This is a genomic window from Pseudomonas putida (assembly GCF_002741075.1).
Lineage (GTDB): Bacteria > Pseudomonadota > Gammaproteobacteria > Pseudomonadales > Pseudomonadaceae > Aquipseudomonas > Aquipseudomonas putida_T.
The window spans coordinates 2669765-2695864 of the sequence record NZ_CP016634.1 but is presented as its reverse complement, the minus strand read 5'-3'; the positions used below and the strand labels follow the sequence as shown (position 1 = coordinate 2695864).

The window sequence follows — 26100 nt, the reverse complement described above, 5'->3', positions numbered from 1 at the left end:
CAGTCAGAATCGGTTTGTTCGTCCCACCACCCCTTCGAGTATCACCATACAAGCGGGTTTACCCGCGAAAGCGATAGTGGTTTCACTGGCGCTTTCGCAGGTGGATCCGCTCCCACAGGCACATTCAACCTACAGAGATCGCTGATGGAACAACCCGCCGGCCAGCCGGCCTACGTGCTTCACAGTCGCGCCTACAAGGAAACCAGCGCGCTGGTGGACTTCCTTACGCCCCAAGGCCGTGCGCGCGCGGTGCTGCGCCGTGCCCGGGGCAAGGGCGGCAGTCTGGTGCGGCCGTTCGTTGAACTGGAGGTGGAGCTGCGCGGGCGGGGCGAGTTGAAGAACGTCGGACGCCTGGACAGTGTCGGCATCGGCGGCTGGCTGCATGGCGATGCCTTGTTCAGCGGGTTGTACCTCAATGAGTTGCTGATGCGCCTGCTGCCGGCGGAGGCGCCCCATCCTGCGCTGTTCGAGCATTACACCTTGACGTTGCAGGCCCTGGCTGCCGGTTGGCCGCTGGAGCCGCTGCTGCGTGCGTTCGAGTGGCGCCTGCTGGATGAGTTGGGGTATGCCTTTGCCTTGACCCACGATATCAATGACGACCCTATCGATACTCAAGGCCTGTACCGCTTGCAGGTCGATGCGGGCCTGGAGCGGGTATACCTCGCGCAGCCTGGTTTGTTCACCGGGGCCGAGCTGCTGGCCTTGGCCGAGGCCGATTGGGAGGCACCCGGCGCCTTGCTCGCCGCCAAGCGCCTGATGCGCCAGGCCTTGGCGGTGCACCTGGGGCCAAAACCGCTGGTCAGTCGGGAACTGTTTCGCAAGCGTTGAGCACATCGTATGCTGTAGGGCTCAACTTTCAGGAGAGCCCTTTCGTGACTCACAGCAACCGCATGCTTCTTGGCGTCAACATCGACCACGTGGCGACCCTGCGCCAGGCCCGGGGCACCCGTTACCCAGACCCGGTCAAGGCCGCGCTGGATGCCGAGGAAGCGGGCGCCGACGGTATCACCGTGCACCTGCGCGAAGACCGCCGGCACATTCAGGAGCGCGATGTCCTGTTGCTCAAGGATGTGCTGCAGACCCGCATGAACTTCGAAATGGGCATCACCGAAGAAATGATGGTCTTCGCCGAGAAGATTCGCCCGGCGCACATCTGCCTGGTTCCGGAGACCCGTCAAGAGCTGACCACCGAGGGTGGCCTGGATGTGGCGGGCCAGGAAGCGCGGATCAAGGCCGCAGTGGAGCGCCTGGCGCGCACGGGGGCCGAGGTGTCGCTGTTCATCGATCCGGACGCGCGTCAGATCGAAGCCTCGCGCCGTGTCGGAGCACCAGCCATCGAGCTGCACACCGGCCGTTATGCCGATGCCGAAACCCCGACAGAGGTGGCCGAAGAGCTCCAGCGGATCGTCGACGGCGTGGCCGTGGGGGTAGGTCAGGGGCTGATCGTCAATGCCGGCCATGGTCTGCACTATCACAACGTCGAGGCAGTGGCGGCGATCAAGGGCATCAACGAGCTGAACATCGGCCATGCGCTGGTGGCCCATGCGCTGTTCGTCGGCTTCAAGGCGGCGGTGGCCGAAATGAAGGCGCTGATCGTGGCGGCTTCTCGCTGATTTTCGCGCGGTTGGAGCGGCTTCTTCGCGGGTAAGCTCGCTCCCACAGGTGCTGCAGAACTCCCAATGGCGGGAGTCGGTTCACCCGCGAAGCGCCGATTCAGGTATCCGTTATTCCGCTCGGAATACCAAGGTGAAGCGGGTAGGGCCAGCAGGCGTACTGCTGGCCTCCACCCGCCCGCCGTGCACCTGCATGATCGACTTCACGATCGCCAGCCCCAACCCTGTCCCTCCCTCCAGCCGTGAACGTCCGCATCCGGCGCGGTAAAAGCGTTCGAACAGGTGCGGCAGGTGGCTTTCGGCTATGCCGGGTCCCTGGTTTTGTACCCCTAGGTGTATTTCATCGCCCTGACGCTCGATCATTACCGTCACCACTTGGCTTTCGGGGCTGTGGCGGATGGCATTGCTCAACAGGTTTGACAGCGCCCGCTGGAACATCAGGCGATCGGCCATGGCCGTTCCCCAACCCTGCAGACGCAGTTCAATTTTCTTGAACTCGGCACTGACGGCGAATAGCTCGCAGACCTGCTGCGCCTCCTGGGACAGGGCCAGTGGCCCGAGCGGGACCTGGGCCTGGGGCTGGCTGACCTGGGCGAGAAACAGCATGTCGTTGATGATGCGGTTGAGACGGGTCAGCTCTTCGACACTGTCCTCCAGCGCTTCGCGGTAGTGGGCGCTGTCTCGATCTCGGGCCAAGGTGACCTGGGCTTTGCCCATCAGATTGCCAATGGGCGTGCGCAGCTCATGGGCCAGATCATCGGAGAATTGCGAGAGCTGGCGGACACCTTGATCCAAGCGATCGAGCATGACATTGATGGCCTTGGCCAGCTCGGCCAGCTCCAACGGCAGGCCTGTGTCCGGCAGACGGTGCTCCAGGTCCTGGGCCGAGACGCGCCCGGCGATTCGGCGAAAGTGACGTAAAGGGCGCAACCCCATTTGCATCAACTTCCAGGCACTGATGCCGATCAGCACCAGCAACAGGGGCAGCGCCAGCAGTGTGGAGTTCAGGTAGGCCTGCAGCAGTGCATTGTCGTTGGCACGGTTGAGCGACATCATCACCCGCACGGTGGTGTCGTCGCGCAGTCGCATCAGGCGGGTGGCTGTGAGGATCTGGTTATCGGCGCTGTCGCGCCACTCGTGGAAGCTCAGCCGGTCGCTGACCGGTAGCTCATTCAGGCGGGCCTCCAGTGCAGGGCCCAGGCTCAGCAGCGAGGGGTGACGACCGTCGAAGGCCAGGATGCTCAGGCTCAGGTTGTCATGACCCATGATCACATCGAGCAAGGGATGGGCGCGGCGGGCCAGATCCTCGTTGCGTAGATCGACCCGCAGGTTGTGCTCGATCTGCAGCATCTTGCGGTCCAGGTCCTTGCGGGCCCGGCTGTCGAGCTCGTGCTGCAGCGCGAATACCGCCAGGCAGGCCAGTAGCAGCACTAGCGCAGCGCCCATCAGGGTCACCGAGAGCCCTAGGCGCAGGGACAGGCTGGCGGGTTTCATGGTCTGGCCTCGAGCACGTAACCGACGCCGCGCAGAGTGTGGATCAGTTTGTCATCGAACGGGTCGTCGATCTTGGCCCGCAGGCGGCGGATCGACACCTCCACCACGTTGGTGTCGCAGTCGAAATTCATGTCCCAGACCAGCGAGATGATCTGCGTGCGCGACAGCACTTCGCCGCTCTGGCGCATCAACAAATGCAGCAGGGCGAACTCCTTGGCGGTCAGGTCGATGCGTCGTCCGGCGCGGTAGGCGCGGTGGCGGCCAGGGTCCAGCTCCAGGTCGGCGACGCGCAGGGTGCTTGGTTGCAGATGCTGGTCGTTGCGTCGCAACAGGCTGCGGATTCGGGCCAGCAGTTCCGGGAACTCGAAGGGCTTGAGCAGATAGTCGTCAGCGCCCAGGTCCAGCCCTTTGACTCGATCGTCCAGGCGACCATGGGCGGTCAGCATCATGATCCGTGTGGCCGATTCGCTGCGCAGGCGTTGCAGCACACCCCAGCCATCCAGCCCGGGCAGGTTGACGTCGAGGATCACCAGGTCATAGGGCTGCTGGCGGGCCAGGTGCAGCCCATCGATGCCGGTATGGGCACAGTCGACCACGTAACCGTTCTCGCGCAGACCCTGTTGCAGGTAATCGGCAGTACGCAATTCGTCTTCGATGATCAGTAGGCGCATGAAAAAGCTCGGTGTAATGAAAGGCGGCGATTCTCGACCCTGTAGCAGGATGAGGGTCAAGGACGCGGATGTTACGGCATGCAACCGAGGGGAAGCCTTGAATAACGGATTTGTAATGGGCGGGAAATCTTGCTGAAAGGCGCTGCCCAGGCATGCGCCGAGGCCGCGTTCAAGTCTTGCAACACTGTAATGTCCGGCTCACCTTGGTGTTAGCTGCGCCTCGCTACGATGGCCTCGAATGACTGGTTATCACGAGGCAAACACGATGAACCTGACCCAATACCTGTTGTTGGCCGTACTCACCCTGGGCAGTTCCGCGGCCATGGCCGAAGGCGGCGCCGAGCGTTCCAAGCAGTTCTGGGAGGCGTTCCGTCAGGACCAGCAGCGTCTGCACGGGGACAAGGAGCAAGCGGTGGTGGCGCGTGAGCGCGAGGCGAGCGAGAAGGCCCGCGAGCTGGCCAAGGATTGACGCGTAACCGCCTTCGCAGCCGCTCCTCTGACGAAGGTGAGTCTGGCGCCCCGATGGGGCGCTTTTTTTATTTGCGGGCCAGCAAGGTGGCGCGACGTGGGGCCGGCAGGCCTTCGATGGTACGGCTGTGGTCGTTCGGGTCGAGGAAATCGGCAAGCGACTGATAGCGCATCCAGTCGGTGCTGCGTTGCTCGTCCACGCTGGTGACACTGACATCGACGCAGCGCACGTCGCTGAATCCGGCACGGCGCAGCCAGCGCTCCAGCGCCGGTACCGACGGCAGGAACCAGACGTTGCGCATCTGCGCATAGCGGTCTTCGGGCACCAGTACTTGGTGCTCGTCACCCTCGACGACCAGGGTTTCCAATACCAGCTCGCCGCCTTTGACCAGGCAGTCCTTGAGCGCCAGCAGGTGCTCGATGGGGGAGCGGCGGTGATAGAACACCCCCATGGAGAATACGGTGTCGAAGCCTTCGAGGTTCGCTGGCAGTTCTTCCAGGGCGAAGGGCAGGTGCCAGGCCGGAAGGTCGGGCAGATACTTCTGCACGGCCTGGAACTGGCAGAAGAACAACCAATTTGGGTCCACGCCGATGACCATGTCGGCGCCGGCGCCAAGCATGCGCCACTGGTAGTAGCCATTGCCGCAGCCCACGTCGAGCACGCGCTTGCCCTTGAGGTCCAGGTGCGGGCCGACCCGCGACCATTTCCAGTCCGAGCGCCATTCGGTGTCCACATGGACGCCGAACAGGTCGAAGGGCCCTTTGCGCCATGGGGAGAGCCCCATCAACGCCTGGTGCATCTGGGCACGGGTGGCCTCGTCGCAATCGCTGTCCAGGCGCAGGCCGTTTATCAGGTCGATTTCGCTGGGCGCAAGGTCCGGCAAGGCCTCCAGCGCGCCGCGCCAGCGGTCAAGGTCACCGTGGCCTTTTTCCAGCTTGGTCTGCAGTTGTGCCTGCAGGCCCTGGGACCAGGTGGCAAGGGGCGTGCCCGCCAAGCGGCGGACGAGGGGGGAGAGGTCGATCATGGCAGGGCAATCAGTGAGGCGAAGTTGAGGCATTGGAACCAGGGCACGACCTTGGAGAAACCGGCGGCATGCAGGCGTTCCTTGTGGGCTTCCAGGGTGTCGGGTTTCATCACGTTCTCGATGGCACTGCGTTTCTGGGCGATTTCCAGTTCGCTGTAGCCATTGGCGCGCTTGAAGGCCAGGTGCAGTTCATTGAGCAGGTCCTGCTCCTGGTCATCGGCAAAGCGCAGCTTCTCGGAGAGGATCAGTGCGCCGCCGGGCAGCAGCGCCTGACGGATGCGGCCGAGCAGTGCCAGGCGTTGGTCCGGGGCGATGAACTGCAGGGTGAAGTTCATCGCTACCACCGAGGCCGGCTCGAAGGGCAGGGCCAGGATATCGGCCTCCAACACCTGGACCGGCAACAGCTCCTGGAACATCGAGTCCTGGGCGGTGAGGTACTGGCGGCAACGCTCGACCATGGCGACGGAGTTGTCCACCGCGATCACCCGGCAGCCATCGGCGCGCACGTGGCGGCGCAGGGACTGGGTCACCGCGCCCAGAGACGCGCCCAGATCGTACAGGGCGGTGTGCGGCTGGGCGAAGCGGGCGGCGAGCACGCCGAGGTTCTCGACGATGGTCGGGTAGCCGGGCACCGAACGCTTGATCATGTCCGGGAACACCCGCACCACGTCCTCGTTGAAGGCGAAATCGGGCACCTGCTCCAGGGGCTGGGCGAAGAGGCGGTCGGGTTGTTGGCTCACAGGTGTACCAGGTGGGGGGGTAAAGAGCGTGCATTTTAGCCAACCCTGACTGTTTGCGCATCGCCTCTGGGCAGGTTCAGTCGACCGTCACGGCGCAGTCGAACGTTTGCGCGGGGCGCACTTCGGGTGCCCAGGGTTGCTGATACACCAAGATGAGATGGCTCACGCCCTGGCCCTGGGCCTGGAACCGCCACAAGGACTGGCCTGCACTGCCCACAACACCGATGTCCTCTGGATCGCTGTATACCTCAGGGCCCAGGCTGCGCAGGATGTTGGCCGCCGGGTGCTGAACCAGCCAGCGATAGCCGGTGCTGGGATTGCTGGGCAAGCGCAAGGTCAATGTTTGCCCGGGTACCAGGGTGATCGGGCATTCACTGGCTTTTTCCAGAACGATCGGCTCAGGAGGGGACGGGGTTTGACTGCAGGCGCTCAATAGCCCTAATGCCAGGGGAAACAGTGCAAGGCGAGATCTCATGAAGTCTCCTGTCTGAAAGTACCAATAGATCTTGTAGGAGGAACGTTTACCGTCTGATGGCGCAGCGGGGGCTCGTCATAACGTTGTACCACCAAACCAGCCCGGTTTGGGTACAAGGAGAACGATATGAGCTTACAGACGGCCAGATACGAAACGCTGGCAAAGGATGCGGCAATCCAGCCCGTCGCGATGGTTACAGCCATGGCCGAGCGCGACGGCAGCAATGAGGGCGGCCTGACGCTAAGCCGCGAGCAAATCATTACCATTAACAAATATGCCAATTATGTCTTCGGCCTACCCAAGACCCGGCAAACCATCGAGCACTGGTTGGGCTACAAGGTCATCGACGAACCAGAGCTGGCGCCTTCGGCCATGTTTAGCCTGTTCAATAGGCTGCGCAATCACGCCAACTCGTGGACCACGCTGTCTGATCGCAGCAAGCGGCTCTCGAGCGAACTGGCTTCCACCGCCAACTTGATCGATGTCGTTGGCGAAGAAATTGTCGAAGAGTGCAATCGCCTGAGGTTCCTGTCCCGCGAAATGACCTGGGAGCAGGTCGCGCTGGCGAAGCCGGTCAAGCTGGGTACTGAAGACCAGAAAGTCGTCAAGACACTGGTCGAATATCTGAAGATCATCGGTGACGATGTCAGGAACTATGCCGAGCGGGTAGGCGGTGTAAAGAAAGACAGCGAAGTCTTCAGGGACATCGTGAAAAAGGAGTTGCTTCCTGCGGTTGGAAACAAGGACAACGCGCTAAAACGCAAGGAAGGAGATGGGCTGGTTGAACAGTTGCGGGCGGAACTCAAAGCCCTCGACACCGAAATCGACGAACTGAAAAAAGAATACGACAAGTACCTTACCAATGGTCTGACCAGCCTGGCCGGGAACGTACTCAGCGCAATTGTCGCCGGTACGATCTATGGCGTTAAAGCAGAACGGGTGCGTAAGCAACGTAAAAGTGTGGAGCGGCAACGGCGGGAGGTGGCGGCGAAACTGAAGGCCCGTGTGAGTCTGGAGGGGCGGCTGAAGGAAATGACTCAGTTTGTAGACGATCTGAACGTGCGTCTGAGCGATGTCCTGACATCGGCTTCCCACTTACAGACGGTCTGGGACCATGTCGACGTCTATATCAATAAATCCGTCGAGGAGCTCGGAAGTATCACCGATGGCCAGCGGCTGGCGATCTTCCTGATCTACTTCAAGCGATTCCTCAAACAGTGGAAGGAAATTGAGCGCACATCGCTTCAGTTGACAGCGGTTTTCGATAATGCCGCATCGGCACGCTAACTCATTAAAGGACGATCACCATGAATGCCAAGGTTTCTTATCTGTCGCCTTCCAGCCAGCAACCAAAGCTGGACGAAATTCTCCTGACGGCCCGTGCTTTCCTGTTGGAATGGCAGCAGGGCAACTTGAAGCCGTTGCCGGCGCTGTATGAGTCGATTGAGCGCCACGCCAAGTTTCTGAACAGCGCTACTGAACGAATGGCGACTCAAGCCCTGCGCATGGAAGCGGAACTGCACGCCAGCGGGATGGAGGATATCGTTGATGCAATTGAGGATATTGGCGAAGACCCGGAGCTTTTATTAATTGCGCAGGAAACGACCAATAAAGTGCTGTCGAATCTGACGTTGCAGATACGTGGCATCAAGAATGCCTCTATCGACCTGTCAGGCTTGTCTGCTCCGGACGCCTCCCGCGATGAAGCCCGTCTACTCCGGCAACAAATGGAGCTGGAAACCACCAGTGCTGTCCTGAAGGCCGAAATCGACGCCGAGTCGTCCAAGATCGAGGCGCTGCACACTGCCTTGAAAGCGCTGGAGGCCATCGATGTCGAGATAAAATTCGATGGGCAGGTACCCACTCCCGAGCAATTGGCTGCGCTGGCAGTGCCCGGAGGACAGATTGCTTTACTGAGCGAAGCCGCAGCCCAGGCCTTGAAAGACCTGGAGAAGACGCTTGGGAAGTTGTCCAGCGACTTCAATTACAGCCGACTGCAGGCAGAACGTCGGCAATTGGCGCTCCGGCTCAGAACGCTGCAGCAGAACCTCACCGCCAATGGCCGAAACCTCGCGGTATGCCGACAGCAGCTCAAGGCTCTGGAGCATGTGCCTGTGTTGGTCGCGCAACGCAAGGCATGCCTGATCGCCTTGAATGTACTGGCGTTGGCCTTGGAGAGCTTCTTCAACCTGCTGAAGAATGCCCCGGGCAAGCGGATCGAAGACCTGCGCGCTATCGATGCGCTGTTTAAGGTGCTCCTGGCTTATCAGCGCAGCATGATCAAACAGATAAGCAATGCATTTTGATTGGTGAATAGCCTGACTTCCGCTCATCAGGGCGGCGGTCAGGCCTACGGAGTGAACGTTCATGAATCCAATCACAATCACGTCGATAACGATGCAGGAAGCTGCCCAGGCAATGGAAGTGGGGGTGGCTGCTCTCTTTAAAAAGGCGCGCAGCGGACAAGGGCGCCTCGAAGTCGCTGTTGCTGAGCTGGATGCCTATGTCCGAAGGATTCAGGATTTACATCGAGAACGCTTGCCCTATGGGGTGAGCTATTCGTACGTATCTGAGCCAGTCCTGAGCATCGGTAATCTGAATCGGCTGATCGCTAATGTGTCCTATAGGAGTAGTTATTGGTGGTCACTGCGTCGCAACGGGAGTTCACTGAGTAATGCATTGGTCGGGTATACCCAAACGATCGCCCAGCGAAGTGCAGACATACAAAGTATTGCGTCCAAACTTGAAATGGCAGGGGGGCGGACAGAGAGATGGGAAGTATTATCTCGTGAAGGGGATCTGGCGCTAAGTGCCATCGACCGGATTCACGTGAGACGAATGGCTGCGCAAATGAGCAGTCTTCGTATGGAGATCGAAACATTTCAACTTCAGCTCTCCGCGTACGTGGCACGTATTGAGGATTTTCGCGAGATTCACCGGCGTGAGTTACAGCCCGAACTGGAGAAGGTGGTCAAAGCGCTTGAGACTGTTGAAGTTAGAGAGTGCACCCTGAGATTCGAGCCCTTTTGGACAAACTGCCGGAAAGCGACTTTTGAAGAAGAGGATCGCGTACGGCTTAAGGCCATATTTGGGGTGCGAGGTCTTTCGCTGGCGGACGTGCATAGCAATATTGAAACATTGCATTCGGCCTGGCAGGCGATAGGTACGTATGCCGAAAGCGCCGACCGTCACTTGAAAACCGTGAGTCGCCAGCGAGAGCTGGCGCGCTTCATGGTCTACTTCAAAATATTCCTGGGGCAGTGGAAACAGGTTGCTGGGCAGGCCGAGCAAATGCGTGAGGCGTTTGCGTGAACAGCACAGAGGGACGCACGTCCCTCTCCTCATTTAGGCGAACAACACTTTCGCGACATCGGCATAGCGCTTGGCGAAATGCACGGTCAGCCCTTCACGCAGGTAGTCCGGCAGCTCTTCGAAGTCGCCGCGATTGGCCTCCGGCAGGATCAGCTCGAAGATCTTCTGCCGCCTTGCGGCGATCACCTTCTCGCGGACGCCGCCGATCGGCAGCACCTGGCCGGTGAGGGTCAGCTCGCCGGTCATGGCCACGCCTTTCTTCGGTGCCTGGTCGCGGGCGAGCGACAGCAGGGCGCTGGCCATGGTGACGCCGGCGCTGGGGCCGTCCTTGGGCGTGGCGCCTTCCGGTACGTGCAGATGGATGAACGACTCGTTGAAGTAGTCGGGTGTGCCGCCGTACTGCTTGAGGTTTGAGCTGATGTAGCTGTAGGCGATTTCCGCAGACTCCTTCATCACATCCCCCAACTGGCCCGTCAGCTTCAGGCCGCGGTTCAGGGTATGGATTCGCGTGGCTTCGATCGGCAAGGTGGCGCCGCCCATGCTGGTCCAGGCAAGGCCAGTGATCACGCCCTTGCCGGCGAGTACCTGTTCGCTGCGAAACACCGGCATGCCGAGTGCGGCTTCCAGGTCCTTGGTACCGATCTTGAGTTTGGCATCCGGCGCCTCCAGCAGCTTGACCACCGCTTTGCGCACCAGCTTGCCCAGTTGTTTTTCCAACTGACGTACACCTGCCTCGCGTGCGTAACCCTCGATCACCATGCGCAGTGCGCTGTCGCTGATGCTCAGGCTGCTCTTGGCGACGCCGGCCTTGGCCAGTTGTTTGGGCCACAGGTGACGCTTGGCGATCGCCAATTTCTCTTCGGTGATGTAGCCAGAGAGGCGGATCACTTCCATACGGTCGAGCAGTGGGCCGGGGATCGAGTCCAGGGTGTTGGCGGTGCAGACAAACAGTACCTTGGACAGATCCAGGCGCAGGTCCAGGTAATGGTCGAGGAAGTCGACGTTCTGCTCGGGGTCGAGGGTTTCGAGCAGGGCGGAGGCAGGGTCGCCCTGGTAGCTCTGGCCCATCTTGTCGATCTCATCGAGCATGATCACCGGGTTCATCACCTCCACGTCCTTCAGCGCCTGCACCAGCTTGCCGGGCTGGGCACCGATGTAGGTGCGGCGGTGGCCCTTGATCTCCGCCTCGTCGCGCATGCCGCCGACGCTGAAACGGAAGAACGGCCGGCCGAGGCTTTCGGCGATGGACTTGCCGATGCTGGTCTTGCCTACTCCGGGCGGGCCGACCAGCAGGACGATAGAGCCGCTGATCTCGCCTTTCCAGGCGCCCACGGCGAGGAACTCCAGGATACGGTCCTTGATATCATCGAGCCCTGCGTGGTGTTGATCGAGCACCTTGCGGGCGTGCGTGAGGTCGAGCTTGTCTTCACCGTACACGCCCCAGGGCAGTGCGGTGGCCCATTCCAGATAATTGCGGGTGACGGCGTACTCCGGCGAGCCGGTCTCGAGAATCGCCAGTTTGTTCATTTCCTCGTCGATGCGTTTTTTCGCCTGCTCTGGAAGAGTCTTGCCCTCCAGGCGCTGCTGGAACTGCTCCAGGTCGGCGCTGCGGTCGTCCTTGGTCAGGCCCAGCTCCTGCTGGATGACCTTGAGCTGTTCCTTGAGGAAGAACTCGCGCTGGTGCTCCCCGATCTGCCGGTTGACCTCGGCGGAGATCTCATTCTGCAGCCGCGCGACCTCGACTTCCTTGCGCAACATCGGCAGGACTTTCTCCATGCGCTTGAGCATCGGCACGCAGTCGAGCACTTCTTGCAGTTGGGCGCCGGTGGCTGAGGTCAGTGCCGCGGCGAAGTCGGTCAGGGGCGACGGGTCGTTGGGGCTGAAGCGGTTGAGGTAGTTCTTCAGCTCTTCGCTGTACAGCGGATTGAGCGGCAGCAGCTCCTTGATCGCATTGATCAGCGCCATGCCGTAGGCCTTCACCTCGTCGGTGGGCTCAGCGGGTTGGTGCGGGTAGTCCACTTCCACCAGGTAGGGCGGGCGATGGTGCTTGAGCCAAGTGCGGATACGCACTCGGGTCAGGCCTTGGGCGACGAACTGCAGTTTGCCGTTCTCGCGGCTGGCATGGTGAACCTTGACCAGGGTGCCGTACTGCGGGAGGGACGAGGTGTCGAAGTGGCGATGGTCTTCCGGTGGTTCGTCCATGAAGAACAGGGCCAGGGCGTGATGCGGGGTCTTGGCGACCAGATCCAGGGTTTCTGCCCAGGGCTCTTCATTGACGATCACCGGCAGGACCTGGGCCGGGAAGAATGGGCGATTGTGGATCGGGATCACGTAGACCTTGTCCGGCAACTGCTGGCCGGGCAGGGCGAGGTGGTGACCGGGGTTGGCCTTGGCGTGGAGGTGTTCGACTGTTTCGTGTTCGTCTGGATGGTCCGGTAGATCCTGCTGGTCGCTCATGGGGCACCTGCGTAAATGACTATGGTGCTTAGATGGGGCGGTGGGGGATGGGTTTCAAGCTTCAAGCTTCAAGCTTAGAGGTGCAATAAAAAAACGGGACCTCGCAGGCCCCGCTTTCTCTTGCTGCTTGCAGCTTAAAGCTTAGTCGGCGAGCTTGTAGGCGATGATGTAGTCGCCCATCTTGGTGCCCAGCGAGCCGTGGCCGCCGGCGGTGACCAGCACGTACTGCTTGCCATCCTTGCCGGTGTAGGTCATCGGTGTAGCCTGGCCGCCCGCTGGCAGGCGGGATTTCCACAGTTCCTTGCCGTTGTGCACGTCGTAGGCGCGCAGGTACTGGTCCAGGGTGCCACTGAGGAAGCCCACGCCACCTGCGGTGACGATCGAGCCACCCATGCTCGGTACGCCGACGGGCAGGCCGATCGGCACCGGGGTACTGTCACGGGTTGTGCCGTTCTTGTGCTTCCAGATGACCTTGTTGGTGAACAGGTCGATCGCCGCGACGTAACCCCAGGCCGGGGCCTGGCACGGTACGCCCAGAGGCGACATGAACGGGTGCATGATCACCGCATACGGCGCGCCGGTGTTCGGTTGCACGCCACTGGTCTCGCTCTCGCGCTTGCTGCCGGCGGCGACTTGCTCGCGTGGCACCATCTTCGAGACGAACGCCATGTAGTTCGGCGAGGTAAACAATACCTGGCGAACCGGGTCGACCGACACGCTCCCCCAGTTGAACACGCCGACGTTGCCTGGGTAGACCAGCGAGCCCTGCTCGGACGGCGGGGTGTACTGGCCTTCATAGCGCAGGCTGCGGAACTGGATGCGGCAGAGCATTTGGTCGAACGGCGTGGCGCCCCACATGGTCTTTTCGGTCAGATCGGGGCCGAGCAGGTTGAGGTCGGAGCGGGCCTGGGTCGGCGCGGTGTGATCGCCTTTGACGGCGCCTTGCGGTACTGGGATCTCGCGGATCGGCACGATCGGCGTGCCATCACGACGGTCAAGCACGTACAGACTGCCTTGCTTGGTCGGCACGATGACCGCGGGCTTGATGCCGTCGTCGGTCTTCAGGTGTACCAGGGTCGGCTGGCTGCCCACGTCCATGTCCCACAGGTCGTGGTGGGTGAACTGGTAGTTCCAGCGCACCTTGCCAGTGGCCAGGTCCAGAGCGACGATGCCGGCGCTGTACTTCTCCGCGCCTGGGGTGCGGTCGGCGCCCCACTGGTCAGGGGTCTGGTTGCCCAGCGGCAGATAGATCATCCCTAGGTCTTCATCGACGCTGGCGATCGACCACATGTTGGCCGAGTTGCGGCTGTAGGTTTGGCCGGCGGCCAGCGGCTTGGTGTCTTCGGGCTTGTTGCTGTCCCAGTTCCACACCAGGTGGCCGTCGTGCACGTCGTAGGCGCGGATCACGCCAGACGGTTCGTTGGTCGACTCGTTGTCGGTGACATGACCACCTATGATCACCAGCTCACGGGTGATCGCCGCAGGCGAGGTGGAGTAGTAGCCGCCGGCGGTGAACGGGCCAAGACCGGTGGTCAGGTCGATCACGCCCTGGTTGGCGAAGCCTTCGCAGACCTTGCCGTTGTCGGCGTTGATGGCGATCAGGCGGGCGTCGGCAGTCGGCAGGTAGAGGCGGCGTGGGCAGGTCTGGGCGACGACCTGGCCTGCGTCGGAGATCTTCGGTGCCGGCTTGCCGTCGCGGCTGACGTAGCGGTTTTCGTCATAGTAGGAGACGCCGCGGCAGGTCATGTGGGCAAAGCCCTTGAGCGAGCCGGTCGGGCTCTTGATCTGCGGGTCGAAGCGCCAGATCTCGGCACCGGTGTCCGGGTCCAGGGCCAGCAGCTTGCTGTGGGCGGTGCAGGCATAGAGCATGCCGTTGACCTTCAGCGGCGTGTTTTGGTTGGTCAGTTCCACCGGGTCGTCGTCGGTCGGCAGGTCACCCGTGCGGATGCGCCACGCTTCTTCCAGACGGTAGGCGTTCTGCGGGGTGATCTGGCGCAATGGCGAGTAGCGGTCGCCATGCTCGGTGCGGCCGTAGGCCTGCCATTCGCCATCCGGCATGTCGGGGGCAGCGCTGCCCATCTCGCTGTTATCGCGATTGAGCGTGCCGAAGGTCTCGCCTGGGTGAGTGAACTGGCTTCCCAGGGCGCTGGCGCCAGCGGCGACCACCGCGATGCTGAGCAGCGCGGTGTTGATCTTCGACGATGGACCGACCAGCGGGCGACGTGCCCACGGCAGCAGCAGGACGACACCGACAGCGAACCAGATCGCCAGGCGTGGCACCAGTTGCCACCAGTCCAGACCGACTTCCCACAGTGCCCAGATCGTGCTGCCTAGCAGCACCAGGCCATACAGGCCCAGGGCGATGCGGCGCATGGCCAGCAGGAGGATGCCGGACAGGGCAAAGCCAATGCCGGCGATCAGGTAGTACAGGGATCCTCCCAGCTGGCTCAGCTTGATGCCACCGGCCAGCAGGGCCAGGCCCATCAGCAACAGCAGCACGCCCAGAAGGCGCGGTAGCCAGCGGGTTCCATTCTTGGCACCGTCAGTGCTCATCGTATGTTCTCCGTAGGTCGAAGGGGTGGGTTAGAAACTGCTCTGGATCTTCAGGCCGCCGATCAGGGCGGCGTCGACCTGCGACACACCGCCCGGATGGCGGATGTACTGCAGGTTGGGGCGTACGGTGAGCCAATCGGCCAGGTGGATGCCGTAGTAGAGCTCGGCGCTGTATTCGGTGTCCTGGACGGGCAGGTAGCCAGGATTGTCATAGTCGTCCAGACCGGCGGCCTGGTTGATGAGGCGGGCGTTCTTGCGATAGCCGGGGTTGACGTGAACGCGGGCGAGGGCGAAACCGATGTCGTCCTTGGCGCGGGCATCGAAGGGCCCCTTGTACACCACACCTGCCTGAACATAGTTGTCGATGGCATTGGTCTTCTTGTCGTGCATCGTGGCATTGGCGAACAGGCTCAAGCCGCGGGAGTGGTCCGAGGCCAGCGACGTGACCTGCTGCTGGGCACCGAGCCAGAAACCATGTTTGCTCGAGCTGCTGCGATAGGCTTGGCCGCTCAGTGCGGCCGGCTGGCCGTTGCTGTCCTTCAGAACATCCTGTGCCTTGGCATTACTGTAGTAGTAGCCCGCGCGATATTCCCCTTCCAAGCCATTGACCCGAGGGCTCCACACCAGTTCGATCGGCATGAGGGCACCTTGGGTCCCGCTGCCGCTGAGCTTGAAGCCGTTGCCACTTTCAAGGTTCGAGGGGTTCTGTTCGAAGACGCCGACCTGGGCGTACAGCGTGTCGTTGAGGTTGTAGCGCACGCGCAGGGCCCACTGGCTGACCGGCCAGTTGTACCAGATGCCACCGACCCAGTTGCCCACCTGGGAGCCGCAGAAGGCCAGGTTCTGGAAATCGCACGGGAAGCTGTTGAAGTCCTCGCCTTCGCCGAAGCGGCCGAATTTCACGTCCAGGGCGCCATCGAAGTACTTCTGCTTGATCCACATCTGGGTGAGTCGCCACGTCTGACCGCGGCCCCAGACTTCCTGGGCCGAGGTGAAACCGCCCACGCGCGGATCGTTGATCCGGTCGTTGCTGATGTTCTGGCCATGGCGCTCGGTGATCGCCAGCTTGAATTCGGCATCGTGCCAGCCAAGGATCTTGTCCAGGTCGAGGTGGCTGGCGAAGGTGAACTGGTCGCTATAGCGCGCGGTGCGGTCGTGGCCATAGCCACCGTGCAGGTTGCTGCCCATCTCGCCGGTGTAGCCGAGGGTGAAGTCGTAGCCTTTTTCCAATAGCTCGGTACGGGTGCCTCCCCAGTCGCCGAGCATCCAGGGAGAGTCGCTGGCGAACAGGTCATGGGCTGCGCTGGTGGACGATAGCCCGCCCAGGACAGTGGCGAGGGCGAAACTGGAAAAACGGATGTGCGGCAGTTGGAGCATGAGATAGCGCTATCTTTTGATTATTGAAAAAACGGCAAGCGCATCGAAGGGTAAGCCCTTCAATGGAGATGGCTGCAAGGTTGATAGGTGAAGCGTTTCAGCGTGCGGCGTGGAGGATATAGAGGAAGTTGTAAGAAAAAAAGACAAATTGTCGCAGCGGATTGTTGCTGGGAAGGTAACAATCCGAAGCGCGGGGAGCGGTGAGCCTATCAGTCTTGTATTGTCGGCACTGGCCTATTCGCGGGTAAACCCGCTCCACAGGGGCACCGACGGTGTTGAGGGCGCCGGCGAACGTGTGGGAGTGGGCGTACCCGCGATGCAAGGCGGCTTCAATGATTCAGAACGAGGTGCGTAGACCCACCTGGACACTGCGCCCTGGCGCTGGCGCGATGTCCCGCAGGATCGAACTGGCATAGCGCACGGTCTGGTCAGTCAGGTTTTCCCCGCGAACAAAGGCCAGCCACTCACTCTGACCGATCTCGAAGCGGTAGCCCAGGCTGGCGCCGAGGGTGGTATAGCCGTCGGTACTGGTCTCGTTGGCGGGTTTGCGATGCTGCGAGGCCGCATGCTGCACGTCGACCCGCGCTTGCCAGCGATCCCGTTCCCACAGCAACCCGATGTTCAGGCGCAGGGGGGCGATACGAGGCAGGGGCTCGCCACTGTCGAGGTTCTTGGCTCGGGTGTAGTCGCCGGACAGCTCCAGCGCGAAGCGGCCATAACGGTTTTCGAGCAACTGCCAGCGGTCCTGGGCCTCGATGCCATAGAAGCGGGCGCGTACCCCCTGGTACAGGTATTCGGGCAGCTCGCCGTGGTCATGGTCGTGGTCATGGTCATCATGGTCGTGATCGTGACCCTCGCGCAGGTTGCCGGTGCCGATCAGGCCGATGTAGTTGTGAAAGTGGCTGTAGAACACGCCCACGCTGCCTTTGTGGGTGCCATTGTCGAAACGCAGGGCCAGGTCGGCGGAGGTGGCTTTCTCCTTGTTCAGGCTCGGGTCGCCCACTTCGAAGGCGCCGGTGGCCACGTGCGCGCCATTGGCGTACAGCTCGTAGAAGGTCGGGGCGCGCTCGGTGTAGGCAAGGTTCGCGGCCAGCGACCAGACCGGGTCGAGTTGGTACACCGCGCCAGACGAAAGGCTCGAGGCGGTGAAACTGTTCGAGCTGTCAGCGTTGGCGAAGGTCGCGTTGCCCTTGGCGTCCGGGTCGATGCGGGTGTGTTCCAGGCGTGCGCCGAAGCTCAGGTTCAGGCGTTCGCTGGCCTGCCATTGTTCGAGCAGGAACAGCGCCAGGCTGTCGGTGTCGGTGTGCGGGACGAACGCTTCCTCGCCCAGGGCGGAGAATTCGTTGCGGCTGACTTGCGCGCCCAGCACTCCCTCGACCGGCCCCAGCGGCTGGTGGCGCGCTTCGATTCGCGCCTCGTAGCCTTTGTTCTTGAAGGTGGTGTGGACTTCGCCGCTTTCGATCTCGCGGTGCTGGTAATCGGTGTAGCCCGCGTCGAGCTTGACCGAGCTGAACAGGCCTTCAAGGTCGCGCAGTTCGCTGGCAAAGCCATAGTGATCCTGCTGCATGTCCAGACGGACCCCAGGTTCGGCGACCGAGCCGTAGTTGCTGTCGTAGCGGCTGTACGAAAGGCCGGTGTAGCCGTGGTCCCAGTGGTAGGCGCCGCCGATGGCACCGCCGTCCTGGCGCCCGTCGCTGTTCTCCAGGCGGTGGCGGCTGCCCGGCTCGTCGCTGTCGCGCACGTTCGAGCTGCGGGCATAGCCTGGGATGCGCAGGTCGTTGAACTGGCGGCTGTTGGCGTCCAGGTGCAAGGCGAAAGCGCCATTGCCGGCTTCCAGCTTGCCGGCGCTGCTGCGGGTGGTGTCGGCGCCGCCGTAGCGCAATTCGCCCGCGCCATGTATGCCCTCGATGGGCGTGTCGGGGATGCGGTTGTCGAACGTATTGACCACACCGCCGATGGCGTTGCCGCCATAGAGCAGGGCGGCCGGGCCGCGGACGATTTCGATGCGCTCGACGTTGACCGGGTCCAGTGGCACGGCGTGGTCATAGGACAGCGACGAGGCGTCCAGTGCCCCCACACCGTTGCGCAGGATGCGGATGCGGTCGCCATCCAGGCCGCGAATCACCGGGCGGCTGGCCCCGGGGCCGAACCAGGTGGAGGCGACGCCGGGCTGTTTGTTGAGGGTTTCACCGAGGCTGCCTTGTTGCTGTTGCAGGAGGTCGTCGCCTTGCAGCACGGTGCTGGGCGCGGCGAATTGGCGATTGCCCAAGGGGTTGGCGGTGATGAGCTGGGGTTCCAGCTCCACGGCCTGGCTGGGGGTGGAGGCCAGCCAGAGCGCGGCGGCGAGCGGGGAAAGACGCAGAGACATGTGACGCATGGGGTTGTGACGTTCCTTGGCAGATATCTTTGTTGTTACAATATAACATCACTATTGCAGCACAAGGATTCGCGCTTTGGCCAGTGCTTTGTGCAAATGGCAACTCGCAGTACCGAATCAGCGCCGCCTGTCACTACACTCGTGTAAGGTGCGCATCTTTACCCGCGGGAGCACAGGCATGAGCACGGCCCAACACAACGCGCTGCACGGCAAGACACTGGAGCAGATCCTCACCGAGCTGGTGGCGCACTACCAATGGCAAGGCCTGGCCGAGCGCATCGACATCCGTTGCTTCAAGAGCAACCCGACCATCAAGTCGAGCCTGACCTTCCTGCGCAAGACGCCCTGGGCGCGGGAGAAGGTCGAGCAGCTCTACGTGAAACTCCAGCGGGCGGGCTGATGCCGCGTCGTCCCTGGCTGACCTTCGCCGCATGGCTCGGTTGGGCGGGCCTGGCGATACAGGTTTACCTGGTGCTGTGGGCCCGCTGGCAGGAGCAGGCCAGCCTGATCGGCGGTTTGGTGAATGTGTTTGGCTACTTCACGGTCTTGACCAATACCTTGGTCGCCACAGTGCTCAGCTATGCGGCGTTTGGTCGGGCGTCAGGCGCGCGGCGGTTCTTTCTGTCGCCGGTGGTGGGCTCCGGCATCACCGCCAGTATCGTGCTGGTGGCGGTGGCCTATAGCGTACTGCTGCGCCATCTCTGGCAACCCCAGGGCTGGCAGTGGCTGGCGGACGAGTTGCTGCACGATGTCATGCCGGTGCTGTGCGTGTTGTATTGGTGGCGCGTGGTGCCCAAGGGCAGCCTGCGACTCTGGCATCTGGCGGTGTGGAGCCTGTACCCAGCGGTGTATTTCGCCTATGCCTTGTGGCGGGGCCGAGAGATCGGCGTGTATGCCTATCCCTTCATCGATGTCGCGAGCCTGGGCTATGGGCAGGTGCTGCTCAATGCCCTGGGTGTGCTGGTGGGGTTCTGGGTGATCGGGTTGATGATGATCGGGGTGGATCGCTGGCAAGGGCGGCGCTTGGCGCATGCCTGATGAGGCTGGGGCGTCTTCTTCGCGGGTTAACCTGCGAAGAAGACGCCACGGAACCAGACAGCTGTGCGCGCATGGGCTGCAAACGTCACTCGTCGTCGGCACTGCCATCTTGGCGCCAGTAGGCCGCAGCTTTCAGCGCATCGTCCTTCACGCCTTTTTCCAGTAGCAGCGCCTTGGCTTGGCGGGTCAGGGTCTTTTCCAACGCCACCCAGGCGTACAGCGCACCGGGCGGCAGCGCCAATTGTTCGAGCATCGCCAGCAGGTCGTCCTGGTGGCGACGTACCCAGATCACCTCGACGTGCGCCTTGCTCGGCAATGGCTGTTGTTCCTGCTCGTCCTCGATCTGGATAAGCGCCAGCACTTGGCGGCCCGCCGGCAACTCCTCCAGACGTCGGCCGATGGCGGGGATCGCGGTCTCGTCGCCGATCAGCAGGTAGCTGTCGAAGATATCCGGTACCACCATCGAGGCGCGCGGGCCTGCGATGTCCAAGGTCTGGCCCGCTGCGGCCTGCGCCGCCCAGGTGGACGCCGGGCCATCGCCGTGCAGAACGAAATCGATATCCAGTTCATTGGCGACCAGATCGATGCGCCGGGGCGTGTACTCGCGCATGGTCGGGCGAACGCCACCGTCGCGGCCAAGCGTGCGGGCGTCGATGGCCTGTTGCTCTTCGGGTGTCTGGGCGAACAGCAGCTTGATATGGTCGTCGCTGCCGACGCTGGTGAAGCCTTTCAATTCCACGCCACCCAACGTGATGCGGCGCATGCGCGGGGTCAGGTCGGTGACGCGCAGCACCTGCAGGCGGCGTTGGCGGATCTCGTGGTTGACGCGATGAATGGTGTCGCTCATAGGGTGTTCTCCGTAACAGCCTCGATGGGGCCTGAGGCGATGGCCTTGGCGGTGTCGTTGAGCAGGGTGCGTACCCGCTCGATCTCATCGGGCGTCCAGCGACCACTGTGCATGTGCAGGGCGTGACGCAGGTTGCCGACCGCTTCGTGGATTTCTGGCGGGCGGTCATGCCCACGCAGGGCACGTTTGCTGACTTCGATACGCATGCGCACGCCATCGAGCGCCACGGCTTGTTCGGCCAGGGCATCACGCCCCGCCTCGGTGATGGCGTAGAGGCGCTTGCTGCCCAGGACTTGGCCTGTGATCAGCTCGGCTTCTTCGAGGAAGTTCAGAGTGGGGTAAATGACGCCCGGGCTTGGGGTGTAGCTGCCGTCGAACAGGCTTTCGATCTGGCGGATCAGGTCATAGCCGTGACCGGGCTGCTCGGCCAGCATCGACAACATCAGCAGTTTCAGATCGCCCGGGGCGAAGACCCGTGGGCCGCGCTCGCCTCGGCTAGGGCGGCGTTCGAAGGGATCGTGGGGGGAATGGTCGCGCATGGAGAGTCGGCTCCGTGTGTTTCGATATATCTCAAGATATTACTCAAGATATATCTAAACACAAGCGCAAAAATGCGGATGATTCTTATCTGTATTTTAGATAGGTCGATCAACAAGGCTTGGCCTGCCTGTTATGGCGTGTGCATCGCCACTTCCGGTGCCTTGCATTCTGTGGCACTGCCCGGCTCCAGATACGGCATGAGGATCGGCGCCATCCCTTTGAGCACCTGCACCGGCAACGCCGAGGTGAACGTGAACGCCTCGGCCGACCGTCCCGGAACGAACGCGGTCAGGGTGCCGAAGTGGTTCTCGCCCAGGAAGAACACGAACGTGGCGGTCCGGTTGAGCGAGCGCGAGCCGATCAGGCGGCCGCCAGCGCCGAAGCTTTCGATACGGTTGTCGCCGGTACCCGTCTTGCCGCCCATCACCAGCGAGGTGCCGTCATGCAGCTTGAAGCTGCCGGAGATACGCCGCGCGGTACCGGCATCCACCACTTGCGACATCGCGCCCTTCAGGGCCCTGGCCACCTCCACTGGCAGGATCCGCTGGCCGCGGTCCGGGTCGCTGATCAGCTTGGTTTCGTAGGGGGTGTTGGCGGCAAAGTGCAGGGTGTCGATGCGCAGGGTCGGCAGGCGCACGCCGTCGTTCTGAATGATCCCGACCAGTTCGGAGAGCGCCGCCGGGCGATCACCGGAACTGCCGATGGCGGTGGCCAGCGACGGCACCAGGTGATCGAACGGGTAGCCCACGCGCTTCCAGCGCTGATGGATATCCAGGAAGGCTTCGATCTCGACCATGGTGCGGATGCGACTGTCGCGTGCACCTTGATGGCGGCTCTTGAACAGCCAGCTGTAGACCTCCTGGCGCTCGAAGCGACTGGCGTTGACCATCTCGGTCAGCGAGGCGCCAGGGTTCTTCAGCAGGTAGCCCAGCAACCACAGGTCCAACGGGTGCACCTTGGCGATGTAGCCTTGGTCAGGCAGATCGTATTTGCCGGGTCCATAGGCCTCGTACATCTCCGACAAGCGTCCGTCGGTGAGTTTGGCCAGGGCCTTCTTGTCGTTGGCGCTGTGGGCGCGCACGAAGGCATTGAAGGTTTCCTGCCCGGCTTCTGGGAACAGGTAGCGGTGCACCGCGGCCAGGCGCTGTGGCGTGACGCGCATGCTGTCGAGGAAGGTGTCCAGGCGCTGCTGGGAGGTCTTGCGCTGGTACTTCTTCCAGAACCGCATCAGGTAGTTGGTGCCTTCTTTGTCGGCAAAACGTGCCAGGTATTCCTGGCGGCGCGGGTCGGAATCGTCCTTGAGCAGCGGCTCACGGTTGAACGGCTGCTGGTAAGTGACATAACGCACCAGGTCGCGCATCAGGCGGATGAACGGCAGGTTGATCGATTCACGCAGAGCGATCTTGAGGGTCGGGTTGCGGTTGTTGTCTTCCTTGCGGAAGTTGTTGAACACGTGCATGCCGCCGCCGGTGAAGAAGGCCTCGCCGGTGTTGGCCGAGTACTTGCGCTCCAGGGCCGCGTCGAGCATGGCATCCAGGCTCTGGTCCTTGGGGTTTTGCATCAGCCATTCCAGTGACCACTGGGTGATGCGATCGAGCTCGGCCACCGGGACTTTCTTGAGTTCCGCGGCAGGCTTGCCGGCATACTTGTCGTGCAGTTCGGCGATGATTTCCAGGTAGGTGGTCAGCACCCGCAACTTGGCCGTGGAGCCCAGCTCCAGCTTGCTGCCTTCGTTGATGTCGAAAGGCTGGTCGGTGCTGTCGGTCTGTACCCGCACCCGCGAGCCGTCGGCGGTGCGCTCGAACAAGGTGAAGCTGTAGCGCACCTGGTCGGTGGTCTTGGTCGTGAGCAGGCGCTCGCCGATCAGCCCCATCTGCGCGGCGAACTCGGGGTCGGAGAGGTTCTTCAGGTACTGGCTGACCTGCATCTGCAAGTCGGCCTGCAAGGTGCTGGTGGCTGAGACGTCGAGGCGGTCGAGGTCATAGAGGGGCCGATTGAGCATGGCTGCCAAGCGGTTGCGGGCCAGGCTGATGCCTTTGTTGGTGATGATCGGCACGATGGTCGGTTGGGCCACCCAGTCGCGGTACACCGCCTTGCTGGCCAGAGCGGCATCGGCCAGGGGGCGGTCGATCACGTCGTTGGCGGCAAGCACGCGGATGTGCGCGTCGGTGAGCTCGGCCAGTTCCACCCGGCCCTTGGACAGGTAATGGGACGGCCGGCGCTGGGCGATCATCAACGACAGCACCTGGCGCAGGGCCAGGCCGCGAGCGGCGAGGGATTCAGGGTCGGTAGTGGTCGCGGCCAGCGCCTGGTTGACCTGGTCGAAGTCAGCGCCGTACCAGACCCGCAGCCCCTCGGCCATGCCGTGCACCTCGCCGTGGCCCGGCACCGCCGACAGCGGCACGCTGTTGAGGTAGTCGCGCACGATGCGCTCGCGCGCCACCGTGGTGTCCGGTCCACCCTGGTAGGCACGTACGCTGGCGGAAATCATCTGGCGAATCTTCTCGGCCCCGGAGACGGTCAGGCCATCGGGGGAGTGGCGGTATTTCTCCAACTGCGTCGCCAAGGTACTGCCGCCAGCCGACTGGCCGGGCAGGGCGAGGTACTTGGCCACCTGGCTGTAGGCGGCCTTGGCGAAGCGCGGCCAGTCCACGGCCGGATTGTTGCGCGGGTCCTGTGGGTCGAGCAGGTCGCGGTTCTCGATGAACAGCAGGCTGTTGACGATGATCGGCGGGATCGAGGCGAAGTCTGGGTACAGGTGCTGCGGGTAGTTGTAGTGATACAGGTCTTGGCCGCGGCAGTCGGTGATCGACAGGCCGGCCTGGATCTTCTCCACATAAGGGACGAACAGGCCATGCTCGACGTAGTTCATCAACGCGGGCGAGAACCGCACCTGCTGGCTGATCAGGTAGTCGCGCTTGAGCAGTCGGGGCAGGAATTCGCCCAGGGCACTGTAGCCCAGACGCTTGTCGAAGGGGCCGTCGCCCGGGTAGATGATCGCGTCGCTCGGGCCTGGCTCCAGGGAGTAGGTGAGGGTGCTGGCCAGGCGGCTGAACTCCCTGGATTGCAGTTTGGAGGTACGCATTTCGTCGTAGGCGGCAAAACCGATGACGATGATCCCCAGCAGCACGATGAGCACGATCAGTCGCCACCATAGCCGACGCTGGCGGGGAGTCTTTGGCAGTGGCGCTTCAGCCGGAGATGTTTCGGGTGCTTCCGTTCTGGTTGGTTCCGATTGCCACAGTGCGCCCATAGTCTTCAATCCGGCCAGGTACTTTTCGTCTTGCTTGTCTGAAGCTTAGACGTTAGGCGGGGTTGGTGAAAAAATTGTAAGAATTCTCGCAGTCTGTGGTGGGAATATCCGCCTTTGGTGCAGCTTCCATTCTTCGGCAATGTTGTTATGGTAGCCGCCCCATTCTCCTAGAGAGGGGGAGCGAAGATTTTCTCTCTTTCGCGAAAGGGATTTTGGCCGAGAATTCTCTCCAAATTTCCCTGTTTATATAGTGAAAAGCCCTACGGGCGGATTCCTATACTGCTCGACCCCTTCGTCTACCGGATTTCGGTGGACAGGCGGGCCCACGAGGCTCGCTTGGCAAGACGACGCCATGCCCATCGGCATGGCCGGCGCTGCACGGAGGTCATATCCAATAACAAAATGAGGTTGTATTGCTATGCCAGTCGGCAACCACCCTGCCCATGGTGAGACCGCCCAGGGCGGCCCACTCAAGCGCGAGCTGGGCGAACGGCACATCCGTCTGATGGCGCTGGGCGCCTGTATCGGTGTCGGCCTGTTCCTCGGTTCGGCCAAGGCCATCGAAATGGCCGGTCCCGCGATCATGCTTTCCTACATCATCGGTGGCCTGGCCATCCTGGTGATCATGCGCGCCCTCGGCGAAATGGCCGTTCACAACCCTGTCGCCGGCTCCTTCAGCCGCTATGCCCAGGATTACCTCGGCCCACTGGCGGGCTTTTTGACCGGCTGGAACTACTGGTTCCTGTGGCTGGTGACCTGCGTAGCGGAAATCACCGCCGTGGCCATCTACATGGGCATCTGGTTCCCTGATGTACCCCGCTGGATCTGGGCCCTGGCGGCGCTGGGCAGCATGGGGGCGATCAACCTGATCGCGGTCAAGGCGTTTGGCGAGTTCGAATTCTGGTTCGCCCTGATCAAGATCGTCACGATCATTGCCATGGTCCTGGGCGGCATCGGCATCATCGCCTTCGGCTTCGGCAACGATGGTGTGGCAATGGGTATCTCCAACCTGTGGAGCAACGGCGGTTTCATGCCCAACGGCGTGACCGGCGTGCTGATGTCGCTGCAGATGGTGATGTTCGCCTACCTGGGCGTCGAGATGATCGGCCTGACCGCCGGTGAAGCGCGCAATCCGCAGAAGACCATTCCCCAGGCCATCGGCTCGGTGTTCTGGCGCATCCTGCTGTTCTATGTGGGCGCGCTGTTCGTGATCCTGTCGATTTACCCGTGGAACGAAATCGGCAGCCAGGGCAGCCCGTTCGTGATGACTTTCGAGCGTCTGGGTATCAAGACCGCCGCCGGCATCATCAACTTCGTGGTGATTACCGCGGCGCTGTCGTCCTGCAACGGCGGTATCTTCAGCACCGGGCGGATGCTCTACAGCCTGGCGCAGAATGGCCAGGCGCCGGCGGCCTTCGCCCGCACGTCCAACAGCGGCGTGCCACGCAACGCCTTGCTGTTGTCGATCGGTGCGCTGCTGCTGGGTGTGCTGGCCAACTACCTGGTGCCTGAGAAAGTCTTCGTCTGGGTCACCTCGATCGCTACCTTCGGCGCGATCTGGACCTGGGTGATGATCCTGTTGGCCCAGCTCAAGTTCCGCGCCGGCCTCTCCACCGCCGAGCGCCAGGGCCTTAAGTACCGCATGTGGCTGTGGCCGCTGAGCTCCTACCTGGCCTTGGCCTTCCTGGTGCTGGTGGTGGGCCTGATGGCGTACTTCGAGGACACCCGCGTGGCCTTGTATATCGGCCCGGCGTTCCTGGTGTTGTTGACGGTGCTGTACTTCGTATTCCGCCTGGCGCCGAAAGAGACGCAAGGCGCGGCCAGTACCGCCTCCTGACGAACGAAGCCCCGGCCAGTGCC

The 26100-nt window shown here is 62.2% G+C and carries 21 protein-coding genes; 9 read left to right on the top strand and 12 right to left on the bottom strand.

The window, feature by feature from the left end; genetic code table 11:
- Positions 1–144: 144 nt before the first annotated feature.
- Together recO and pdxJ are read left to right on the top strand one after the other, a co-directional pair.
- On the top strand, positions 145–828 hold the full coding sequence (recO, locus tag IEC33019_RS12520; protein WP_070093567.1) for a DNA repair protein RecO: 684 nt from the start codon (positions 145–147) through the stop codon (positions 826–828).
- A gap of 62 nt (positions 829–890) precedes the next feature.
- Complete coding sequence (gene pdxJ / locus IEC33019_RS12515) at positions 891–1613, top strand: pyridoxine 5'-phosphate synthase (RefSeq protein WP_254171019.1); 723 nt, start codon at positions 891–893, stop codon at positions 1611–1613.
- Between the two features lie 111 nt (positions 1614–1724).
- Here the strand turns inward: pdxJ and IEC33019_RS12510 are convergent, their stop codons facing one another.
- Together IEC33019_RS12510 and IEC33019_RS12505 are read right to left on the bottom strand one after the other, a co-directional pair.
- Positions 1725–3107, bottom strand: coding sequence for a heavy metal sensor histidine kinase (locus IEC33019_RS12510; protein WP_070093565.1), 1383 nt, complete (start codon positions 3105–3107; stop codon positions 1725–1727).
- Positions 3104–3778, bottom strand: coding sequence for a heavy metal response regulator transcription factor (locus IEC33019_RS12505; protein WP_070093564.1), 675 nt, complete (start codon positions 3776–3778; stop codon positions 3104–3106). The genes IEC33019_RS12510 and IEC33019_RS12505 overlap by 4 nt, the downstream gene beginning before the upstream one ends.
- Positions 3779–4043: 265 nt before the next feature.
- On the opposite strand from IEC33019_RS12505, the gene IEC33019_RS12500 reads away from it, so the two are divergent.
- A complete protein-coding gene (locus tag IEC33019_RS12500; RefSeq protein ID WP_070093563.1) occupies positions 4044–4247 on the top strand; it encodes a hypothetical protein in 204 nt (67 codons plus the stop codon).
- Positions 4248–4314: 67 nt separating this feature from the next.
- Here IEC33019_RS12500 and cmoB read toward each other — a convergent pair whose 3' ends face one another.
- The 3 genes from cmoB to IEC33019_RS12485 all read right to left on the bottom strand — a co-directional run bounded on the left by cmoB (position 4315) and on the right by IEC33019_RS12485 (position 6486).
- On the bottom strand, positions 4315–5271 hold the full coding sequence (gene cmoB / locus IEC33019_RS12495) for a tRNA 5-methoxyuridine(34)/uridine 5-oxyacetic acid(34) synthase CmoB (protein WP_070093562.1): 957 nt from the start codon (positions 5269–5271) through the stop codon (positions 4315–4317).
- Positions 5268–6011, bottom strand: a complete 744-nt coding sequence (cmoA, locus tag IEC33019_RS12490) for a carboxy-S-adenosyl-L-methionine synthase CmoA (RefSeq protein ID WP_070093561.1) — start codon at positions 6009–6011, stop codon at positions 5268–5270. The genes cmoB and cmoA overlap by 4 nt, the downstream gene beginning before the upstream one ends.
- Before the next feature lie 76 nt (positions 6012–6087).
- Complete coding sequence (locus IEC33019_RS12485; protein WP_070093560.1) at positions 6088–6486, bottom strand: protease inhibitor I42 family protein; 399 nt, start codon at positions 6484–6486, stop codon at positions 6088–6090.
- A 126-nt stretch (positions 6487–6612) separates the two neighbouring features.
- Between IEC33019_RS12485 and IEC33019_RS12480 the strand changes: the two genes are divergently transcribed.
- The 3 genes from IEC33019_RS12480 to IEC33019_RS12470 all read left to right on the top strand — a co-directional run bounded on the left by IEC33019_RS12480 (position 6613) and on the right by IEC33019_RS12470 (position 9798).
- Positions 6613–7773 carry an alpha-xenorhabdolysin family binary toxin subunit A gene (locus IEC33019_RS12480; RefSeq protein ID WP_070093559.1) on the top strand — a complete coding sequence of 387 codons (1161 nt, stop codon included), beginning with the start codon at positions 6613–6615 and terminating at the stop codon, positions 7771–7773.
- A gap of 20 nt (positions 7774–7793) precedes the next feature.
- Positions 7794–8792 (top strand): alpha-xenorhabdolysin family binary toxin subunit B, encoded by a 999-nt coding sequence (locus tag IEC33019_RS12475; protein WP_070093558.1) that lies wholly within the window; start codon positions 7794–7796, stop codon positions 8790–8792.
- 61 nt (positions 8793–8853) lie between these two features.
- Positions 8854–9798 (top strand): hypothetical protein, encoded by a 945-nt coding sequence (locus IEC33019_RS12470; RefSeq protein WP_070093557.1) that lies wholly within the window; start codon positions 8854–8856, stop codon positions 9796–9798.
- A 33-nt stretch (positions 9799–9831) separates the two neighbouring features.
- On the opposite strand, the gene lon is transcribed toward IEC33019_RS12470, so the two are convergent.
- From lon to IEC33019_RS12450, 4 genes are all read right to left on the bottom strand, one after another.
- Positions 9832–12255: an endopeptidase La gene (gene lon, locus IEC33019_RS12465; protein WP_070093556.1), complete on the bottom strand. Its 2424-nt coding sequence runs from the start codon at positions 12253–12255 to the stop codon at positions 9832–9834.
- 141 nt (positions 12256–12396) lie between these two features.
- Positions 12397–14808, bottom strand: a complete 2412-nt coding sequence (locus tag IEC33019_RS12460; RefSeq protein WP_070093555.1) for a glucose/quinate/shikimate family membrane-bound PQQ-dependent dehydrogenase — start codon at positions 14806–14808, stop codon at positions 12397–12399.
- A 30-nt stretch (positions 14809–14838) separates the two neighbouring features.
- Positions 14839–16185 carry a carbohydrate porin gene (locus IEC33019_RS12455; protein ID WP_070093554.1) on the bottom strand — a complete coding sequence of 449 codons (1347 nt, stop codon included), beginning with the start codon at positions 16183–16185 and terminating at the stop codon, positions 14839–14841.
- 337 nt (positions 16186–16522) lie between these two features.
- The gene (locus tag IEC33019_RS12450; RefSeq protein WP_070093553.1) at positions 16523–18562 is read right to left on the bottom strand and encodes a TonB-dependent receptor; all 2040 of its coding nucleotides are present in this window, start codon (positions 18560–18562) and stop codon (positions 16523–16525) included.
- Positions 18563–18740: 178 nt separating this feature from the next.
- Between IEC33019_RS12450 and IEC33019_RS12445 the strand changes: the two genes are divergently transcribed.
- The gene (locus IEC33019_RS12445; RefSeq protein WP_043206489.1) at positions 18741–18962 is read left to right on the top strand and encodes a VF530 family DNA-binding protein; all 222 of its coding nucleotides are present in this window, start codon (positions 18741–18743) and stop codon (positions 18960–18962) included.
- Positions 18962–19600 (top strand): Pr6Pr family membrane protein, encoded by a 639-nt coding sequence (locus IEC33019_RS12440; protein ID WP_070093552.1) that lies wholly within the window; start codon positions 18962–18964, stop codon positions 19598–19600. The genes IEC33019_RS12445 and IEC33019_RS12440 overlap by 1 nt, the downstream gene beginning before the upstream one ends.
- 85 nt (positions 19601–19685) lie before the next feature.
- Here the strand turns inward: IEC33019_RS12440 and IEC33019_RS12435 are convergent, their stop codons facing one another.
- From IEC33019_RS12435 to IEC33019_RS12425, 3 genes are all read right to left on the bottom strand, one after another.
- Complete coding sequence (locus tag IEC33019_RS12435) at positions 19686–20447, bottom strand: siderophore-interacting protein (RefSeq protein WP_070093551.1); 762 nt, start codon at positions 20445–20447, stop codon at positions 19686–19688.
- Positions 20444–20986 carry a PadR family transcriptional regulator gene (locus tag IEC33019_RS12430; protein ID WP_070093550.1) on the bottom strand — a complete coding sequence of 181 codons (543 nt, stop codon included), beginning with the start codon at positions 20984–20986 and terminating at the stop codon, positions 20444–20446. Before IEC33019_RS12430 ends, IEC33019_RS12435 begins: the two co-directional genes overlap by 4 nt.
- A 131-nt stretch (positions 20987–21117) precedes the next feature.
- Complete coding sequence (locus IEC33019_RS12425) at positions 21118–24240, bottom strand: biosynthetic peptidoglycan transglycosylase (RefSeq protein ID WP_070093549.1); 3123 nt, start codon at positions 24238–24240, stop codon at positions 21118–21120.
- A 418-nt stretch (positions 24241–24658) separates the two neighbouring features.
- Here IEC33019_RS12425 and IEC33019_RS12420 point away from each other — a divergent pair, with 418 nt between their 5' ends.
- Positions 24659–26077, top strand: a complete 1419-nt coding sequence (locus IEC33019_RS12420; protein WP_070093548.1) for an amino acid permease — start codon at positions 24659–24661, stop codon at positions 26075–26077.
- Positions 26078–26100: the final 23 nt, after the last annotated feature.

Coding starts and splice junctions, on each gene's coding strand:
- recO (WP_070093567.1), top strand. CDS start 145: ATGGAACAACCCGCCGGCCAGCCGGCCTACGTGCTTCACAGTCGCGCC.
- pdxJ (WP_254171019.1), top strand. CDS start 891: ATGCTTCTTGGCGTCAACATCGACCACGTGGCGACCCTGCGCCAGGCC.
- IEC33019_RS12510 (WP_070093565.1), bottom strand. CDS start 3,107: ATGAAACCCGCCAGCCTGTCCCTGCGCCTAGGGCTCTCGGTGACCCTG.
- IEC33019_RS12505 (WP_070093564.1), bottom strand. CDS start 3,778: ATGCGCCTACTGATCATCGAAGACGAATTGCGTACTGCCGATTACCTG.
- IEC33019_RS12500 (WP_070093563.1), top strand. CDS start 4,044: ATGAACCTGACCCAATACCTGTTGTTGGCCGTACTCACCCTGGGCAGT.
- cmoB (WP_070093562.1), bottom strand. CDS start 5,271: ATGATCGACCTCTCCCCCCTCGTCCGCCGCTTGGCGGGCACGCCCCTT.
- IEC33019_RS12485 (WP_070093560.1), bottom strand. CDS start 6,486: ATGAGATCTCGCCTTGCACTGTTTCCCCTGGCATTAGGGCTATTGAGC.
- IEC33019_RS12480 (WP_070093559.1), top strand. CDS start 6,613: ATGAGCTTACAGACGGCCAGATACGAAACGCTGGCAAAGGATGCGGCA.
- IEC33019_RS12475 (WP_070093558.1), top strand. CDS start 7,794: ATGAATGCCAAGGTTTCTTATCTGTCGCCTTCCAGCCAGCAACCAAAG.
- IEC33019_RS12470 (WP_070093557.1), top strand. CDS start 8,854: ATGAATCCAATCACAATCACGTCGATAACGATGCAGGAAGCTGCCCAG.
- lon (WP_070093556.1), bottom strand. CDS start 12,255: ATGAGCGACCAGCAGGATCTACCGGACCATCCAGACGAACACGAAACA.
- IEC33019_RS12460 (WP_070093555.1), bottom strand. CDS start 14,808: ATGAGCACTGACGGTGCCAAGAATGGAACCCGCTGGCTACCGCGCCTT.
- IEC33019_RS12455 (WP_070093554.1), bottom strand. CDS start 16,185: ATGCTCCAACTGCCGCACATCCGTTTTTCCAGTTTCGCCCTCGCCACT.
- IEC33019_RS12450 (WP_070093553.1), bottom strand. CDS start 18,562: ATGCGTCACATGTCTCTGCGTCTTTCCCCGCTCGCCGCCGCGCTCTGG.
- IEC33019_RS12445 (WP_043206489.1), top strand. CDS start 18,741: ATGAGCACGGCCCAACACAACGCGCTGCACGGCAAGACACTGGAGCAG.
- IEC33019_RS12440 (WP_070093552.1), top strand. CDS start 18,962: ATGCCGCGTCGTCCCTGGCTGACCTTCGCCGCATGGCTCGGTTGGGCG.
- IEC33019_RS12435 (WP_070093551.1), bottom strand. CDS start 20,447: ATGAGCGACACCATTCATCGCGTCAACCACGAGATCCGCCAACGCCGC.
- IEC33019_RS12430 (WP_070093550.1), bottom strand. CDS start 20,986: ATGCGCGACCATTCCCCCCACGATCCCTTCGAACGCCGCCCTAGCCGA.
- IEC33019_RS12425 (WP_070093549.1), bottom strand. CDS start 24,240: ATGGGCGCACTGTGGCAATCGGAACCAACCAGAACGGAAGCACCCGAA.
- IEC33019_RS12420 (WP_070093548.1), top strand. CDS start 24,659: ATGCCAGTCGGCAACCACCCTGCCCATGGTGAGACCGCCCAGGGCGGC.